General features: G+C 61.3%; 13 protein-coding genes. 8 read left to right on the forward strand and 5 right to left on the reverse strand.

Translation table 11 applies throughout. From position 1 onward, the window contains the following. The first annotated feature begins 370 nt into the window (after positions 1 to 370). Both ahpC and ahpF read left to right on the forward strand, forming a co-directional pair. The gene (gene ahpC / locus ACKFRT_RS07725) at positions 371 to 934 is read left to right on the forward strand and encodes an alkyl hydroperoxide reductase subunit C (protein WP_408924894.1); all 564 of its coding nucleotides are present in this window, start codon (positions 371 to 373) and stop codon (positions 932 to 934) included. Positions 935 to 1,119: 185 nt separating this feature from the next. Continuing rightward, a complete protein-coding gene (gene ahpF, locus ACKFRT_RS07730; protein ID WP_408924895.1) occupies positions 1,120 to 2,700 on the forward strand; it encodes an alkyl hydroperoxide reductase subunit F in 1,581 nt (526 codons plus the stop codon). Between the two features lie 270 nt (positions 2,701 to 2,970). On the opposite strand, the gene ACKFRT_RS07735 is transcribed toward ahpF, so the two are convergent. Further along, positions 2,971 to 3,456: a hypothetical protein gene (locus tag ACKFRT_RS07735; RefSeq protein WP_408924896.1), complete on the reverse strand. Its 486-nt coding sequence runs from the start codon at positions 3,454 to 3,456 to the stop codon at positions 2,971 to 2,973. A gap of 372 nt (positions 3,457 to 3,828) precedes the next feature. Here ACKFRT_RS07735 and ACKFRT_RS07740 point away from each other — a divergent pair, with 372 nt between their 5' ends. After that, positions 3,829 to 5,178, forward strand: coding sequence for a hypothetical protein (locus ACKFRT_RS07740; protein WP_408924897.1), 1,350 nt, complete (start codon positions 3,829 to 3,831; stop codon positions 5,176 to 5,178). Between the two features lie 663 nt (positions 5,179 to 5,841). Here the strand turns inward: ACKFRT_RS07740 and ACKFRT_RS07745 are convergent. The 3 genes from ACKFRT_RS07745 to ACKFRT_RS07755 all read right to left on the reverse strand — a co-directional run bounded on the left by ACKFRT_RS07745 (position 5,842) and on the right by ACKFRT_RS07755 (position 9,446). Beyond that, positions 5,842 to 7,662, reverse strand: a complete 1,821-nt coding sequence (locus ACKFRT_RS07745; protein ID WP_408924898.1) for a phosphoenolpyruvate carboxykinase (GTP) — start codon at positions 7,660 to 7,662, stop codon at positions 5,842 to 5,844. A gap of 267 nt (positions 7,663 to 7,929) precedes the next feature. Beyond that, a complete protein-coding gene (locus ACKFRT_RS07750; protein WP_408924899.1) occupies positions 7,930 to 8,487 on the reverse strand; it encodes a DUF6802 family protein in 558 nt (185 codons plus the stop codon). A gap of 5 nt (positions 8,488 to 8,492) precedes the next feature. Next, positions 8,493 to 9,446 carry a hypothetical protein gene (locus tag ACKFRT_RS07755; protein WP_408924900.1) on the reverse strand — a complete coding sequence of 318 codons (954 nt, stop codon included), beginning with the start codon at positions 9,444 to 9,446 and terminating at the stop codon, positions 8,493 to 8,495. 62 nt (positions 9,447 to 9,508) lie between these two features. Here ACKFRT_RS07755 and trmB point away from each other — a divergent pair, with 62 nt between their 5' ends. The 5 genes from trmB (at position 9,509) to ACKFRT_RS07780 (ending at position 16,504) form a co-directional block, all read left to right on the forward strand. Continuing rightward, positions 9,509 to 10,264: a tRNA (guanosine(46)-N7)-methyltransferase TrmB gene (gene trmB / locus ACKFRT_RS07760; protein WP_296214858.1), complete on the forward strand. Its 756-nt coding sequence runs from the start codon at positions 9,509 to 9,511 to the stop codon at positions 10,262 to 10,264. Positions 10,265 to 10,362: 98 nt separating this feature from the next. Next, positions 10,363 to 12,705, forward strand: a complete 2,343-nt coding sequence (locus ACKFRT_RS07765) for an MMPL family transporter (protein ID WP_408924901.1) — start codon at positions 10,363 to 10,365, stop codon at positions 12,703 to 12,705. Continuing rightward, positions 12,705 to 13,772 carry a YbhN family protein gene (locus ACKFRT_RS07770; RefSeq protein ID WP_408924902.1) on the forward strand — a complete coding sequence of 356 codons (1,068 nt, stop codon included), beginning with the start codon at positions 12,705 to 12,707 and terminating at the stop codon, positions 13,770 to 13,772. Before ACKFRT_RS07765 ends, ACKFRT_RS07770 begins: the two co-directional genes overlap by 1 nt. 21 nt (positions 13,773 to 13,793) lie before the next feature. Further along, positions 13,794 to 14,276 (forward strand): DUF3054 domain-containing protein, encoded by a 483-nt coding sequence (locus ACKFRT_RS07775; protein ID WP_408924903.1) that lies wholly within the window; start codon positions 13,794 to 13,796, stop codon positions 14,274 to 14,276. Positions 14,277 to 14,398: 122 nt separating this feature from the next. Beyond that, the gene (locus ACKFRT_RS07780) at positions 14,399 to 16,504 is read left to right on the forward strand and encodes a PhoX family protein (protein ID WP_408924904.1); all 2,106 of its coding nucleotides are present in this window, start codon (positions 14,399 to 14,401) and stop codon (positions 16,502 to 16,504) included. 9 nt (positions 16,505 to 16,513) lie between these two features. On the opposite strand, the gene ACKFRT_RS07785 is transcribed toward ACKFRT_RS07780, so the two are convergent. Next, complete coding sequence (locus ACKFRT_RS07785) at positions 16,514 to 17,422, reverse strand: LysR family transcriptional regulator (RefSeq protein WP_296214868.1); 909 nt, start codon at positions 17,420 to 17,422, stop codon at positions 16,514 to 16,516. Between the last annotated feature and the right edge of the window lie 105 nt (positions 17,423 to 17,527).

Raw genomic sequence — 17,527 nt, forward strand, 5'->3', positions numbered from 1 at the left:
AACTAAAAATGAACCGATCTGTCTGTCTGTTTGAATGTGCAATATTAACCCCCCGACCAACTCTCCTTCAAGCCCTAAGAGAGGCTCATCACACGCAGAGCTACGTAGGGCAGAACCCCACAAATCGGCATTGATAGCGACCTCCGATTTAAACCCATAACCCGCTACCAATGTAAACCTATCAATCCTTGACTTTTACAAAGCCATCACTATAATGGGTGGTGGATCGCAATCAAGCAGCCCACATCGCCGCCCCCGATGATCCACTTCAGCCCCAAAACAAGACTGAAGAAAATCGGTAGGCTTTGTAGCGACAGTTGCGAATACTGCCAACTAACACCCGAAACCAAGCCCCCCAAGGAGGCACAGCATGTCCCTCATCAACACCGAGATTCTGGATTTCAAGAACCCCGCTTTCTTCAACGGCGAGTTCACCGAGGTTTCCAAGGACGACGTCCTGGGCAAGTGGTCCATCTTCTTCTTCTACCCGGGCGACTTCACCTTCGTCTGCCCCACCGAGCTGGGCGACCTGGCTGAGCACTACGAAGAGCTGAAGGGCATGGACGTAGAGGTTTACGCCGTCTCCACCGACTCCCACTTCGTGCACAAGGCATGGCACGCAGAGTCCGAGCAGGTCGGCAAGGTGAACTACTACATGCTGGGCGACTCCACCGGCCAGCTGACCAACAACTTCCAGAACATGCGCCCGGGTGCCGGCCAGGCCGACCGCGCAACCTTCCTGGTTGACCCGGAGGGCAAGATCCAGTACATCGAGCAGACCGCCGAGGGCATCGGCCGCGACGCTTCCGAGCTGGTCCGCAAGGTCAAGGCCGCTCAGTACGTTGCCGCCCACCCGGGCGAGGTTTGCCCCGCCAAGTGGGAAGAGGGCGAAGAGACCCTGACCCCGGGCATTGACCTGGTTGGCAAGATCTAACTTCCCTTTATCCTTTCCCCGCCGCATCCAGGCGGGAAACCCACGGCGGGCCGGGCTTTCCACTTGCGAATCCCGCCCGCCATTTTTAGCGCCTTTAACCCACCGATAAACCCCATCCCCCGAAGAACCCACGTGTGGCGCACCCCCGCAGGGTGGCGTCCAAAAACGAAGAAAGAGAGCACCCCATGGCTAAGCAACTTCTAGACGAAAACCTGCGCAAGCAGCTAGGCCAGCTCGTCCCCCGCATTACCGAAGACATCGAGCTGATCTACAGCCTGGACGAGCGTTCGGCCTCCGAGGATCTAGAGAAGCTGCTGCAGGACATCGCCGAGCTGTCCGACAAGATCACTGCCCGCCGCGACGACGACGCGCACGAGCGTAAGCCTTCCTTCAGCATCGCGCGCACCGGCTCCGACATCTCCGTGGCCTTCGCGGGCATCCCGATGGGCCACGAATTTAGCTCCCTGGTGCTGGCGCTTCTGCAGGTAGGCGGCAACCCGATCAAGGAAGACAAGGATCTGATCGAGCAGGTAGAAAACCTGGACGGCGACTACGAATTCGTCACCTACATGTCCCTGACCTGCCAGAACTGCCCGACCGTCGTGCAGGCACTGAACACCATGGCGGTGCTGAACCCGCGCATCAAGCACACCGCGGTGGAGGGCTCGCTGTTCCAGGACGAGGTGAAGGAAAACAACGTCCTGGCCGTGCCGACCATTTACCTAAACGGCGAGGAGTTCGGCCAGGGCCGCACCACCATCGAGGACTTCGTACGCAAGCTGGACAGCGGCTCTTCCGCGCGTGAGGCGAAGAAGCTGAACGAGAAGGAGCCCTACGAGGTGCTGGTCGTCGGCCAGGGCCCGGCGGGCGCAGCAGCCTCCATCTACGTGGCCCGCAAGGGGTTGAACGTAGGCCTGATCGGCGAGCGCTTCGGCGGCCAAGTGCTGGACACGAACGCGATCGAGAACTTCATCTCCGTCCCCCGCACTGAAGGCCCGCAGCTGGCCGCAGAATTCGAGGAGCACGTCGGCCAGTACGACATCGACGTTGTGAAGGCCCAGTCCGCCACCGGCCTGACCCCCGCTACCGAAGAAGGTGGCCTGCACACGGTGCACTTTGGTGACGACGCCACCCTGCGCGCCCGTGCCCTGATTATCGCTACGGGCGCCCAGTGGCGAACCCTGGGCGTTCCCGGCGAGGAAGAGTACCGCAACAAGGGCGTGACCTTCTGCCCACACTGCGACGGCCCGCTGTTCAAGGGGAAGTCCGTGGCCGTAATCGGCGGCGGAAACTCGGGCATCGAGGCTGCACTGGACCTGGCGGGTGTGGTTAAGCACGTGACGGTTCTGGAGTTCGGCGAGGCCTGCCGCGCGGATGACATTCTGATGCACCGCGTGGAGGAGACCGCGAACATCGACGTGATTACGTCGGCAGCTACTACGGAGATCGTGGGCGACGACAAGAACGTCACCGGCCTGACGTACACGGACCGGACCAACGACGAAGAAAAGTCGCTGGAGGTCGCGGGCGTGTTCATCCAGATCGGCCTGGTGCCGAATACTCAGTGGCTGGGCGAGTCTGGCCTGGAGCTGAACAAGATGGGCGAAATTGTGGTGGACGAGCACAACGCCACCAGCATCCCCGGCGTGTACGCCGCCGGCGACTGCACCGCCGTACCTTTCAAGCAGATTGTGATCGCCCAGGGCGCCGGTGCCAACGCTGCACTGGGCGCGTGGCAGTACACGGTGACTGCGCCGAAGGCGTAGGGATTGGGTGCGCCGCAGGCCTAGGGACTGGGTGCGCCGCAGGCCTAGCTGGTCTGGGTGCGTCGAAGGCCTAGCTGGTCTGACGGCGCGGCCTGGCTGCGCAGCCTGGCGGTAGCTACTGCGCGCCACATCAGTCCCATCAGCCCCACTGAGCTATCTGCGCCCTTCGAGCGCCCCCATAAGGTTCAGCTCTGGGCTTAAATGTCGGAAAAGTTGCAAAACGTTATTGGGCACGTTTTTCACCTACGTAAAGTGCCTGGTCAGAGAGCTTTACGCAACCAGGGGTATGCGCCGAGATTTACGTTTTGCAACTTTTCCGACATTTCTGCACCTAGAACCCTTCCACGGAGCGAGTTTTGCGCCACAGCGCCCCGCCCAGTAGCTACTTTTCCTTTCGTTTAGTCCTTCCAGACCTGCACAGCACCTTCGTGACCAGTCATTACAACTGTCACAATCACTGCAATCACTGCAATCACTGCAATCGCAGCAATGACGCGCAGCAATCACAGCAATCACAGCAATGACGCGCAGCACATTGGCCAGCCAAGTAGGCAGAGAAACGAAGCGGTCGACAAGGAAGAAACCGACAACTGCAACAAACAACACGACCACACTGGCCGTCAGGTAGTTCGCATACTCTGCATGCTTTGCGAGGCGGCCGGGATCCGCTTCGGAAAGACCCTGCATCTTCAACAGAGCTTCACCCGATGAACGCGCAAGCCAAGTGAACACTAGAGACAGAAGGTTGACGATCACGGCAGCCCGAGCAAGCACCCTGCGTTGCGGCCGAACAGCCCACCAAATAGTGGCAAACGCAGCGAGCGGAGCAAATACCACTGCCGCGTGATAAACAAAGGGTGGCCGGGAACTCCGGCAATCATTGAAAGCATGTCGCAAGCATCTAGCACCAGTTTTGTTTGCCACAAGCAATCACATGCTGTCCTAAGCAACCGAATACTGCCCTAACCAACCGAATGCTGCCCTAACTGAATTAATCCTCGCTTTAGCGAAGCAAAAGTCCACTGGGGGATCTGGCACGATCCCAGCGAAAATAGAATGAAAATATCTCGATTATGAGTAGAATCTAAGAAGCTAAAGGCAATTATCACCACAAACAAAGGACTTTCCATGCGTTTGCGTTCCATCCTCACCCGCCCCTCGTCGAAAACCGAAGGCCACTTAGGCGCCCGCGCGAAGCGGGGTCGGTGGCAGGTTGGGGCGGTGGGCGTCATGACCATAGCAGCTTTAGCAATGACCAGCTGTTCGAGCGACGAACCGCAGGACAACACGGCGGCAAGCAATACAAATAGGGGCGACACGAAGGGTGGCGAGAAGGCGGAAGCAAAGGCCGACCCGACGCAGCAGGCGATCGATGCGTACAAGGATGTTTTGGATAATCCGGAAAAATACGAACGCGATTATTCCGACCGCGACGATTATTATCCGACAGGCACCTATTCTTATGCGTTGATTGAGGCGAATAATGATGAAGTTCCGGAGCTTCTGCTGAAAAACGATTGCAAGGAATTTTCTCCGGTGACTTTTATTGCAATCGGCAAGGACGGAAAGCCTTTCGTGTCAGACACTGCACTGGTGACGGGCGCTGGATCTACCGGCTCTAGGGCTAACGTTGTTGCCTCTAGCGAGGGTGATGGCATTTTCGAGTGGGCTTATTCGTCAGGGCGCCCGGAAGTTCCTACGACTCATTATAATTTCGACGGCAAGCAGCTGACCCAGGGCGAGAGAAGCGAATGGAGCCAGGTCACGGGCACTCCGGCCGAACAGGTTGAGCTGGAATGGTACGCCGCCGACGACGCGAGCGGGCTAAACAAAAACCAGTCTGGCCCCAACTTCGGGTCCGGCGAATCTTCTGCGAAATCCGATAGCTCCAATAGCAAGGATAAAAGCAAGAAAAAGAAGGGTAAAAAGCCTAATCCCGACCTTCCTGCCGGTTATGTGAAGAAGGGTGACCGAAAGGAAGGCAACAAGCCCAATCCTGACGGCGACGCCTCAGCCTCCGCAAATAGGAACCTCCCCGAAGGGGCTTACGCGAAGGCCGGTGGGCCGATTCCTTCGGATGCCCGCCCGGTGCGGACGATTAAGCACAACAGCCTAGGGAATATCGCGGTCTTCAAAACCCCTAGCGAAAATATCGGGTGTGACATCCAAAAAGATTCGTTGAACTGCGGTGTCAGATCCTATCTGGAAAGCGAACCACACGGGAAAACTGGACAATACACCGACTGGTGGGTGAACGTCGACGCTCAGACTGTTGGGGCTAAGAGCGACCCTCCCGCCTATTTTCCCCAAGGTGCTAGTACCGATGACCACGCACCAACCGAAACCGTCCCCTACGGCACCACTGTCTACTATGGCCGCTACGTGTGCCACTCCGCCTATGAGGGGCTGACCTGCTGGAACTCCAATAATGGCAAGGGTGCATTCATCACCCGCGAGCGGACCAATTTCTTCGGCTAACTACACCGCCCTGGCGGTGTTTGTTGTGGCCTAGGTGCGGCAATCCGCGCCGCCGCATAGGTCAGCCGCCGTGCCGTCGGCCTGGTCGTAGGCCGAGGTGGCTGGGTCTTCGGCTTAAATGTCGGAAAAGTTGCAAAACGTTATTGGGAATATTTTTCACCTGTACAAACTGCCTGGTCAGAGCATTTTGCACGGTTAGGGGTGTGCGCCGAAATTTACGTTTTGCAACTTTTCCGACATTTCCCTTCCCCTCCCCCGAGACTCTCCCAAGAAGCCAATTCTCCGCCACAGCGAACCAGTTACTTTGCAGCTACTTCTTTGCGGAAGTCCGCGCCGACACTCCGCGCCCACCCCTGGCGGGAGGGCGGATAGGCGGCGGGCGGGGCTACGGTGCCGTCATCGGCTTAACAAACCTGGACTCTAAGAACCCGGCCCCCCAAGAACCCGGACCCCCAAGAAACTGGACTCCAAGAAACCTAGAGCTATAGACCTGGGTACAAAGAAAGCGCCGGGAGGGTTTTCCTCCCGGCGCTTCGCCTAGTTCAGCGCCTTGCGCCAGCACGCTCGCGGACGCGAGCTACCAGCGCTACACGCGAGCTACCAGCGCTGCACGCGCGAGCTACCCGCGCTACGCAGCGCAGCGCCATCAGGCGCAACTAACGGCTACTTCGCAGCCTGCACGCGATCCTTCAGACCCTTAAACTCGTCCCACACCTCGGACGGAACCTTCGGGCCGAGGAACTTCAGCCATTCCTCGTTGTCGGCCAGGTCGCGCTCCCAGTCGGCCGGGTTCACGGACAGTGCCTCGCGGATGTCCTCCTCGGTCTCCTTCAGACCCTCGGTGTCGATGTCCTCGTAGCGGGCGGTGTAGCCAACGACGGTTTCGTCGGCCTCCACGCGGCCTTCGATGCGGTCGATGATCCACTTCAGCACGCGGGAGTTCTCGCCGAAGCCCGGCCACAGGAAGCGGCCGTCCTCGCCACGGCGGAACCAGTTGACCAGGAAGACCTCCGGCATCTTGTCGCCACCCTTGTTGCCCATATCGATCCAGTGCTGCAGGTAGTCACCGGCGTTGTAGCCGATGAACGGCAGCATGGCCATCGGGTCGTGGCGCAGGGAGCCAACCGCAGCCTCGGCGGCAGCGGCAGTCTGGCCGGAAGCCAGGGTGGCGCCGATGAAGGTGGCGTGGTTCCAGTCGCGAGCCTGGGTAACCAGCGGCACGGTGTCTGCACGGCGGCCGCCGAACAGGATGGCGGAAACCGGCACGCCCTTCGGGTCGTTGAACTCCGGTGCGGCGACCGGGCACTGCTCGATCGGCACGCAGTAACGGGAGTTCGGGTGTGCAGCCTTGTTGCCAGACTCCGGGGTCCAGTCGTTGCCCAGCCAGTCGATGAGGTGCTCCGGCTCGCCCTCCTTAGACTCCCACCAGACGTTGTTGTCGTCAGTCAGACCCACGTTGGTGTACAGGGTGTTGCCCGGCTCCATGGACTTCATGGCCATCGGGTTGGACTTGTAGTTGGTGCCCGGTGCCACACCGAAGAAGCCGTTCTCCGGGTTCACGGCGTACAGGCGGCCATCCTCGCCGAAGTGCAGCCATGCGATGTCGTCACCGACGACCTCTGCACGCCAGCCCGGGATGGTCGGCTGAATCATGGCCAGGTTGGTCTTGCCACATGCGGACGGGAAGGCTGCACAGATGTAGTAAGCCTTGTCCTCCGGGCTGATCAGCTTCAGGATCAGCATGTGCTCTGCCATCCAGCCCTCATCGCGAGCCATGGCGGAGGCGATGCGCAGTGCGTAGCACTTCTTAGCCAGGATGGCGTTGCCGCCGTAGCCGGAGCCGAAGGACCAGATCTCGCGGTCCTCGGGGAACTGGGTGATGTACTTCGTGTCGTTGCACGGCCAGGTGGAGTCTTCCTCGCCCGGCTCCAGCGGAGCACCCACGGAGTGCAGACCCTTCACGAACTCGCCGTTGTCGCCGATCTTGTCCAGCGCTTCCTTACCCATGCGGGTCATGATGCGCATGGACATCACCACGTACGGGGAGTCAGTGATTTCAATGCCCAGCTTCGGGGAGGGGTCGGTGATCGGGCCCATGCAGAAGGGCACGATGTACATGCGGCGGCCCTTCATGGAGCCGGAGAAGTGCTCGCGCATCTCGGCGCGCATCTGCTCTGGGTCCATCCAGTTGTTGGTGGGGCCGGCGCCCTCCTCCGTCTTGGAGCAGATAAAGGTGCGGGATTCCACACGTGCAACGTCAGCCGGGTTAGAACGCGCCAGGAAGGAGTTCGGCTGAGCCTCTTCGTCCAGCTTGATCAAGGTGCCGTGGTCGACCAGCTGCTCTGCCAGCTGGTTCCACTCCTCTTCGGAGCCGTCGCAGAACACGACGGATTCCGGCTGGAAAAGCTCCACGGCCTCCTCGATCCAGTTCAGCATTTCCTGGTTCTTGGTGGGTGCCTCGCCGACAAGCCCTCGAATGGTCATCGATATTCTCCCTACGTTTCGTGTCCCGCAACCCGACCTGGCCAGACATTCACTAGCCAGCCGCATGTTTAAACGTCCAGTTCAAACCCGGTTGCATTCACCTTTTACTCTACTAAATCCTGCGCTATTTGGGCGTTCGGTATAACTGCGATCTGTAATTATCCGGGCCTGTGCCGAGACACAGATATCCCTTCCCACCCCAGACTATCGCGAAGCACTGGGCCGATGTTTTGGTTCGCTGGCCAGTGGTTGCAGGTCACACCCGCGCTAGCCCCATTCCCCCCGATCAACGCATTTCCAGGCATCTGTTTGCCAGCGACCGTGCCCCGTATCGGGGGTGTTACTGCTTTTTCTTATGTGCGCCCCCTCGGCCTCCCCCGCCTCTATCCACCGCCAGGCCGACCATTGCCCGTCATAAGAGACTGAGGAGACGTAATCCACCTTGCCGTCGCCGTCCGTATCGCTGAGGATGCTCATCCCCTGGTCGTCGGCAATGGTGACGGACTCTTCCACTCCCCCGCCGCCGAGCCAGGACGTGGCTCCACTACCAGTGCCGCTACCTGCTCCGCCGCCATAACCATTTCCCGGCGCGCGGTTCGGATCGTGCGCATTAGGGTCCGAAGAATTCAGCTCGTCCACGTAGTATTCGCGTCCGCCGTACTCAACGGTCAGGCCTGCGCCCTCGAAGGTCGGGTCGCCGCCGGGCGACGTACCGTGCAGTTCGTGCCCTCCGACGAGGTCTGCCAAGGGGTTCTGTGGCACAGCATCTGCCCCTCCCTCTGCGCCACCAGCACCGTTGAGGCCATCTCCTAGGAAATCAAACATGTCCATTAGTGCCCCTCCATTGCCAGGCTGCGGATACGGGGAGCCACCGGCGGTATGTCCAGCCGGGCAATCACTTCCGCGACCACCGCCGACCAGTGCTGTCGCAGCACCGCCCCCTCCTGGGCCGCGCGGGCTTTCCTAGCCTCAGAGCGCAGCATCGCCAACCGCGCCCCCAACACCGCTAAGGCCACCAGCACTCCGATGACCACCCCGGCGATCACCCCGAATAGCCTGCCACCCATGGTGCCCAGCCCCAGCCCGGCAGCCGCGCCCGCCGCAGCGGCCAGCACCAGGTTGGCCGGGGAGCCCATCGCTGTAGTCGGACGGCCCGGAGCTTCCACCTGCGCATCTGGGAGGGCGGGGAAGATCACGCCTTGTTCCAGCACCGCCAACCGTAGCTGTGCCATAAAGAGCGCATGCAGGCGCTCGAAATCATCCGCGTTGTTTGCACCACCACTGCCAGCACCGCCCCTCTCGCCTCTGTTTCCTTCGGCTCCCTCCAGCACGTCCTGGGCAATCCGGGTCGCGCTCAGCCGCGTGGCAATGCGCACCCGGTCGAGGCGCTCGGCATCCGCCCGGCGCGCCTGCATTTCCCATTCGTTGATATCCACTCCCAGCGCGCGGATCCACCCGCACACCTCGTCCACGTCCTCGCACCAGACCCAACCTGGAGTGCTGGCCCAGTCGGACGAGGGGGCGTCGCTACCACAGGGCCAGAGCAGCACCACACCCATGGCTTGCGCGACGGCCCGAGCGACCTCCCGATCTTCCTCGGTACCACGGCCGACCGCCGCAACAACAATGTCGGGGCGTTGCTCCGGCCCCGCCCCTTCTACGACCTCGAATCGCTCCCCCGCACTGCTCGAACTTGCCGTACGTTCCATCCGCACCCGCAGCTGCGCAGCACTCTCGGCCACCGCGCGCGCGTTCGGGCCAATGACCGAAATGGTCTTCAACATCTTTGTTAAGTCCCCCCACTTGGCTTAAGACATTCTGCAGACCATCTGCAAGAATGGTCTAGATGAATAATTCTGATAACACGCCAGGCAGCCTTCCCCAAGGCCGCCCACTACAGACAGAGTTTAACGACGGTCGCGACTATCCGCGACTGGGCAACTTCAGCTTCCGCCGCGGCACCCTGACCGATAACCAGGAGGCCCTGTGGAACGAACACTGGCCTCACCTGGGCAAAGTCCTTGCCGACGAAGTCATTGACCTACCGGAATGGTTCGGTCGCGATGCCGAAACGATTGTGGAAATTGGCTCCGGAACCGGCACCTCCACTGCCGCTATGGCGCCGCTGGAGGCCGAAAAGAACATCGTCGCGGTGGAGCTTTACCGCCCCGGACTGGCCAAGCTACTGGGCTCCGTGGTGCGTGGCGACATCCACAATGTGCGCATGATTCGCGGCGACGGCGTGGAGGTCATGCAGCGCATGTTCGCGCCACAGTCGTTATCCGGCGTGCGCATCTACTTCCCGGATCCGTGGCCGAAGGCCCGCCACCACAAGCGGCGCATCGTGCAGTCCGGCACTCTGCACCTGATCGCCTCCCGCCTCAAACCGGGCGGAATTTTGCACGTCGCCACCGACCACGCGGACTACGCGGAGTGGATCGACGAGCTAGTGGAAGTTGAGGAACAGCTGGAGTACTTGGGCTGGCCTGCAGACCAGTCGGATATTCCGCAGCTTACGGATCGCCAGGTAATTACGAAGTTCGAAGGCAAGGGGCTAGATAAGGAACACGTCATCCGCGAGTACCTGTGGCGGAAGAAATAGCTAACACGCCCCGAACGATTTGTTGTTCGCCCTGGTCGGGTTCGTAGACTAAAGAAAAATTCTGGCGCTAAAGGTTTATAGGGAAAGGACCACTCACGTTGTTTAGCTCTTGGGGCGATGTCGCCTACCGGTTCCGCCGACTGATCCCGCTGGTGATCATCGCGGCGATCCTGGTGCTGTATGTCGTCGCCGGGCTGAAACTGGCCGACCGCATGAGCCAGGAAGGGTGGGACGACCCGCACTCGCAGTCCACGAAGGCTGCCCAGATCGAGCAAGAGGTTTTTGGTAGGGACGCCAACGGGGACGTCATCCTGATGGTCACCGGCGACAAGCCAGGATCTGCGACCTCGGACGAGGTCAAGCAGAGCATCACCCAGCAGATCGAGAAGTTGCGCGCGGATCACCCCGATGAGATCGGAGGCGTGACCAGCTACTTCAACCGAGGTCCGGCCGCCATGGCCAACCCGGACGGCACCGCCGCCTTCGCCGCCATTGGGCTGCAGGGCGTGGAAGACGACGTGCTGATTAACTTCCGCAAGATCGAAGACGACCTGCGGGCCATTAGCGCCCCCGGCGTGGACGTGAAGATCGCCGGCGCCACGGCGGTCTCCGACTCGCTGGACGAGGGCATGGCTGGCGATATCCACCGTGCCGAGATCTACGCACTGCCCGCTGTGGGTCTGTTGCTACTGCTCGTCTTCGGCGGCATTATCGCCGCGTTTATGCCGCTGTTGGTGGGCGGCCTGTCGATCCTGGGTTCCATGGGTGTGCTGGCGATTTTGGCCAGCTTCACGCAGATCAACGTGTTCGCCCAGTCGGTCGTCACCCTGCTGGGCCTGGGTCTGGCCATCGACTACGGCCTATTCATGGTCTCCCGCTTCCGCGAGGAGATGGCGGAGGGGAACGACACTCGCACCGCCGTGCGCAACACGACCGCCACGGCGGGCAAGACGGTGGTCTTCTCCGCCGCCATGGTGGCTGTGGCTCTGTCAGGACTATTCATTTTCCCGCAGGCGTTCTTGAAGTCCGTGGCTTTCGGCGCGATCTCGGCGGTGAGCCTGGCCGCACTGCTGTCCGTGGCGGTGCTGCCGAGCATCTTCGCGATGCTGGGGCCGAACATCGACAAATGGTCTTTTAAAAAGAAGCGCGACCGCCGCCGCTCCGAACAGGTCAATGGCATCTGGGGGCGCATCCCCGCTTTCGCTATGCGCCACTCCAAACTGTTCACGGTGGTCATCGTCGGCGGCCTACTACTTGTGGCCGTGCCGATCGCGGGCATCAAGCTGGGTGGCATGAACGAGACCTACCTGCCGCCGTCGAATCAGACGCGCGTGAACCAGGAGGAGTTCACCGAGAAGTTCCCGCAGTTCCGCACCGACCCGATCAAGCTGGTCATCGAGGGCGATTCCAAGTCCGTAGCAGCGGTCTACCAGCAGGCCAACGCCGTGCCCGGCCTGACTGCCCCGTTCCAGGTTTCCCGCCCTACGAAGGACGACGTGACGGTGCTTTCCAGCGGCATTACGGATCGCAAGGATAACGACCGCATCGTCAACGCCCTGGAGGACATCGAGGTCGACGGCGCCAACGTGTACGTTGCCGGCACTCCGGCCCTGGAGGTCGAATCCATCGACGCGCTGTTCGAGAAACTGCCGTGGATGCTGTTGTATATCGTGCTGGTCAGCTTCGTATTAATGGCCATGATCTTCGGCTCGCTGATCATCCCCGCGAAGGCCGTGATCATGAACATCTTGGGCACCGGCGCGACCCTTGGCCTGCTGACGTTGATCTTCGTCGACGGCCACGGCGCGGACATGTTCAACTTCACCGCCGGACCGCTTACTTCACCGGTGCTGGTGCTGATTATCGCCATCGTCTTCGGCCTATCGACCGATTATGAGGTCTTCCTGGTCTCCCGCATGGTGGAGGCTCGCGCCCGCGGCGCATCGACCGACCAGGCGATTCGTTTCGGCACCGCCACCACCGGCAGCATCATCACCGCGGCCGCACTGATCATGATCGTGGTCTGCGGCGCGTTCGGGTTTTCCTCGATTGTGATGATGAAGTACATCGCTTTCGGCATGGTGATCGCGCTGATACTCGACGCAACGATTATCCGCATGCTCCTCGTACCGTCCGTCATGCATCTGCTAGGTTCCGACAACTGGTGGGCTCCGCGGTGGGTCAAGCGTCTATCGGAGAAGGTTGGGCACAACGAGCAGCTGGCTCCCTCACCGCACGAGGCGGAACCTGCTGCGCGTTCGTCGCGGGTGACGGTGGCGGAGCTTTCTGGTGTGGACGCCATTACCCCCGTGCCCGCCCAGCGCCCCGGCGAGGCGCCCGCGCGCCAGCGGGATCTGCCTTTCGCAGAACTGATGCAGCGCATGGAAAACAAGCGCAACAACTCCGAGCGCGGCGCCCCCGACGTCGAGGGCGAGAGCTAATGCGCGACCTGTTGCGCCGCGCAGATGTCAGAGCCGTACTCTCCCTGGCGCTGATTGGCCTCATCGCCTTCCTCGCCCGGGAGCACCTGCACTTCATCGGCGACGGCTGGCGAGAGCTAGAGCACGCCGATAAGCGCTGGATCGGCGTAGCCGTCCTGGCGCTGGCAGTCTCGATGATTGCGCAGGCCGAGGTGATGGTGGTGCTGCTGCGCAGCGCCGGGGTAAAGGTAAAGCGCACCAGCGTGAACTGGTTGGGGCTGGCGGCCAACGCATGGTCGTCGACGTTCCCCGGCGGCCCGGCGTTGTCGGCAGCCATGATCTTCCGCGAGCAAATGAAGTGGGGCGCCACGCCCGTGATCGCCAGCTGGTACATGCTGCTGTCCGGCGCGCTGGCCGGCGGCGGCATGGCGATCCTGGCCATCGGCGCAGTGTTCTTCCTCGGCCTCCCTGTTAAGCCGATGACCCTGGCGATGTCCCTCATAGCCCTGGTTGCGCTATCAATGCTGACCAACTGGGTGGCGAAGAATCCAGATAAGGTGGAGCGCTGGCTGGTCAACCGCTTGCGGACGTACAACACTCGCCGGGGTAAGCCCGCCGATCGCTTCACCGACAACGTACACGGATTCTCCCAGCAGTTGTCCGCCGTAGAACTGCCCCTGTCGAAGCTGGCCGCAGCGATCGTTGCCAGCCTCAGCAACTGGATTTTCGAAATCCTTTGCCTGCTGGCCTGCATCTACGCCGTGGGCGCCACCCCGCCCATCGCGGGTGCGGTTCTGGCCTTTCTCACGGCGAAGCTGGTGGGTCAGGCGCAGGTAACCCCCGGTGGCCTGGGGACTGTAGACGTAGCGCTGACCAGTGCCCTGGTCGGCTTCGGCACCCTGACCTCCGTCCAGGCATTCGGCGCGGTAATTGTCTTCCGCATGCTGAGCTTCGTCGGCCTCACCGTGGTTGGCTGGATCGTCTTCTTCGCTACCAAGATGGTGAACCCCAAGAGTGCGGCTGAGGCTGCGGCGGCGGAGAAGGGGCGTCCAGAAGAGCAGAAAGAAACAGTCGGCCCGGCACAGTAGAGCGCGGTAACATGTAGAGCCATGAGCATCGACAACACCTCTACCGGCGACGCACCGGGCACCGCCCAGCGCTCGCCGGGCATGGCGCTAGGCTTCGACGTGATCGCCATCCTGTTGTTCGCACTACTAGCTCGCATAGCGCACAACACCCCGGAAATGCCGCTGAGCTTCGGAGGCTGGGTGGATACCTCGTGGCCATTCCTGACTGGTTTGGCCATTGCGTGGGCGCTGCTGTGGATCGGGCTGGCGCGGCCGCGTGGGGCGAAGGGGGAAAGCTTCAGTGGCATTGAATTCTCTACCGGCGCGCTAGTGTGGATCGTGACCGTGATCGTTGGCTTGGGCATTTGGGGGGCGCGCCACGCGGAGGTTCCGCACTGGTCCTTCATGATCGTTGCCACCGTAATGAGCGGCCTGCTGTTATTCGGCTGGCGTGGGATGTTCCGTCTGGGTCGGCTGCGGAGGTTGTCGCGTATGAAGCGTATGGGCCGCATGTTCGGCAAGTGAAGCACCTTTCAGTTTATTTAACCTGACGTACATCTTCGCGCCACGTGGGGTTTGTCCATGGTGCTTAAAGTCTTGTAGGAAAACTGCACAAAGCTGCTGACAAACACTGAGGAGAGATCCCCATGGGCCTTAAGGGTCGCAACCTGCTGAAGAAGATGGACTTCACGTCCAGCCGTTCCCACCGCACCTGCGTGTACAAGTGTGGCGACGCTTGCTCCAAGCCGGTGAACAACAAGTCCGACAACAACTACTTCATGGACCTGATCCAGGGCACCTTCTCGCGCCGTACCGCACTGCGCACCGGTGGTGCCGCCATGGTCACCGTCGGTGGCGCTTCCTTCCTGGCAGCCTGCAGCGATGACAACGGTGAGGTCAACGACGCCAAGGGCGGCAACGGCGAGAACAAGGGCGGCGGCTCCAACGGTGACGTTGAAGCTCCGGAGGGCCTGAAGTTCGAAATGGTCGAGCCGAACACCAAGGACGAGGTCGTTGTTCCGGCCGGCTACAAGTCCGAGGTTGTTATCCGCTGGGGCGACCCGGTCGAGGAAGGCGCCGAGGAATTCGACGTAGACAACCAGACCGCGGAGCAGGCCGCTAAGCAGTACGGTTTCAACTGCGACTTCGCGGCACTGCTGCCGATCGAGGGCGAGGACAACCGCTTCCTGCTGGTCTCTAACCACGAGTACACCACCCCGCAGCAGATGATCCCGGACTACGACCTGGAGAACCCCTCCAAGGAGCACGTCGACATCGAGCTAGCTAACCACGGCATGTCCATCGTCGAGGTTGAGGGCAACGACAAGGACGGCAAGCTGAAGCCCGTCATGGGCAAGTACAACCGTCGCCTGACCGGCAACACCGAGTTCGAGCTGCGTGGCCCGATCGTTGGCCACAAGCTGGTGAAGACCTCTGACGACAAGGAAGGCAAGATCGTCAAGGGCACCTTCAACAACTGCTCCGGTGGCGTGACCCCGTGGGGCACCATCCTGTCCGGCGAGGAGAACGTTGACCAGTACTTCGCCGGTGGCGAGAACGTTAAGGACGAGAAGGTTCGCGAGCAGCTGAGCCGCTACGGCATCGAGGATGCCAAGACCGCTCGCCAGTGGGAGAAGCACTACGATCGCTTCGACGTAACCAAGGAGCCGAACGAGCCGCACCGCTTCAACTACGTGGTTGAGGTGAACCCGTGGGATCCGAAGTCCACCCCGGTCAAGCACACCGCTCTGGGTCGTTTCAAGCACGAGGGCTCCAACATCCACGTCACCAACGACGGCACCGTGGTTGCCTACTCCGGTGACGACTCCCGCTTCGAGTACATCTACAAGTTCGTCTCCTCCCGCAAGATCCGCAGCGGTAACTCCGAGAAGGACCGCGAGGAGAACATGAAGATCCTGGACGAGGGCACCCTGTACGTTGCCACCTTCGAGGGCAACGACAAGGACTTCGACCCGGAGAACCCGCCGAAGGGCGAGGAGTGCGACGGCACCGGCAAGTGGATCAAGCTGGTCACCGTCAAGGAGGACGGCTCCGCTGAGTCTCACGTTGACGGCATGTCCGCTGAAGAGGTCATCATCTTCACCCGTCAGGCTGGCGACAAGGTCGGCGCTACCAAGATGGACCGCCCGGAGGATGTCGAGCCGCACCCGACCACCGGCAAGATCTACGCTGCGCTGACCAACAACAAGTACCGCGGCGTGCAGGAAGAGGGCAAGGACTACGAAGAGGTCAAGGAGTACGCCCCGATCAAGGAGAACAAGAACGGTATGGTTCTCGAGATCGAGGACGACTTCACCGGCGAGGAACTCAAGTGGAACCTGCTGCTGGTCTGCGGTGACCCGGATGAGGCCGAGACCTACTTCGGTGGTTTCGACAAGTCCAAGGTCTCCCCGATCTCCTGCCCGGACAACGTCACCTTCGACTCCTTCGGCAACCTGTGGGTTTCCACCGACGGCAATGCCCTGGAGTCCAACGACGGCCTGTTCGCTGTAGCCCTGGAGGGCGAGACCCGCGGCCTGACCAAGCAGTTCCTGACCGTCCCGGCTGGTGCCGAGACCTGTGGCCCGCTGGTCTTCGACAAGCGCGTTATCGTCAACGTTCAGCACCCGGGTGAGGACGAGGAAGCTACCGTCAAGTCCTCTACCTCCCACTGGCCGGATGGCGGCGACTCCATCGCTCGCCCGGCTACCGTGGTCGCTTGGAAGGACGACTTCGGCACCATCGGCGCCTAGGTTGCTGCGCTAACCGAAGCGGAGCCTCCCGCCGCGCTGCACTGCCTGGTCCACGACGAACGCGCGGAACGCCTCGGCGGCGGGGGCTGACCTCGCCCGCCCACTCCAGACCATCCCCAGCTCCCTCTCGCGGTCTTCCTCAAGAGGGAGCATTTTTATGCCCGCAACCACCAGGTTCGGATCCCCCATCGGCAGTATTGCCACGCCCAAACCGGCGCTAACCAGCCCCGCCATGGTGGTCAGCTCCATCGACTCAAACACCAAGCGTGGCCGAAAGCCCGCAGCGGCCGCCAGGTCGTCCAGCAGCATTCGCGTTCCGTAGCCCGGCAGCATTGCCACGAAGGGTTCGTCTGCGGCCTCTGCGATGCTGATGCTTCTGCGCCTGGCCCAGCGGTGGTTCGTCGGAACCGCCATCGCCAGAGGCTGGGTGGCTAGCTGCTGCCAGCGCACTTCGCCGGCCTCCACCAGCGCATGGGGCTTCGGTCCTACCATCGCTACGTCGGATTCCCCGGCGATCACGCGATCCGTTAGCGGTTGCGCAGCCCCCTGCACCAGCTCGAACCTCACCTGCGGGTGCGCGTTCCTGAACTCCCGCAGCAGTTGCGGCACCATCCACGTTCCCAGTGAGTGCATGAAATCTACGCGCACGGTTCCTCGCTCCGGATCCATCAGCCGGTGCACCTCGTCGACTCCTCGCTGCCACGCTTCATCGGCTTCGCGGGCATGCTTAGCCAGCGCGGCTCCGCATTCGTTGAGGGCAAGGTGCCTGCCGTTGCGGTCGAATAGCTCCGCACCGAGCTCTCTTTCCAACGCTGATAGTCGCCGGGAGAGCGCTGACTGGCTGATCCCCAGGCGCAGCGACGTATCCACCATGTTCTGCGTTTCGGCCAGGTCCAGGAACCACGCTAGGTCTTTCACGCTCTGTTACTTCCTTCGCAGCATTCTTTGCGCTCTTCTTTTGGACGCTTATACCTCAGCATATGCACATTTCGGGACAATTAAAGCTATTTATTGCATTTAATG

Source organism: Corynebacterium jamesii, from assembly GCF_046097395.1.
GTDB lineage: Bacteria > Actinomycetota > Actinomycetes > Mycobacteriales > Mycobacteriaceae > Corynebacterium.

Coding starts and splice junctions, on each gene's coding strand:
- ACKFRT_RS07750 (WP_408924899.1), bottom strand. CDS start 8,487: ATGTTTGATTTCCTAGGAGATGGCCTCAACGGTGCTGGTGGCGCAGAG.
- ACKFRT_RS07745 (WP_408924898.1), bottom strand. CDS start 7,662: ATGACCATTCGAGGGCTTGTCGGCGAGGCACCCACCAAGAACCAGGAA.
- ACKFRT_RS07775 (WP_408924903.1), top strand. CDS start 13,794: ATGAGCATCGACAACACCTCTACCGGCGACGCACCGGGCACCGCCCAG.
- ACKFRT_RS07780 (WP_408924904.1), top strand. CDS start 14,399: ATGGGCCTTAAGGGTCGCAACCTGCTGAAGAAGATGGACTTCACGTCC.
- ACKFRT_RS07755 (WP_408924900.1), bottom strand. CDS start 9,446: ATGTTGAAGACCATTTCGGTCATTGGCCCGAACGCGCGCGCGGTGGCC.
- trmB (WP_296214858.1), top strand. CDS start 9,509: ATGAATAATTCTGATAACACGCCAGGCAGCCTTCCCCAAGGCCGCCCA.
- ACKFRT_RS07740 (WP_408924897.1), top strand. CDS start 3,829: ATGCGTTTGCGTTCCATCCTCACCCGCCCCTCGTCGAAAACCGAAGGC.
- ahpC (WP_408924894.1), top strand. CDS start 371: ATGTCCCTCATCAACACCGAGATTCTGGATTTCAAGAACCCCGCTTTC.
- ACKFRT_RS07770 (WP_408924902.1), top strand. CDS start 12,705: ATGCGCGACCTGTTGCGCCGCGCAGATGTCAGAGCCGTACTCTCCCTG.
- ahpF (WP_408924895.1), top strand. CDS start 1,120: ATGGCTAAGCAACTTCTAGACGAAAACCTGCGCAAGCAGCTAGGCCAG.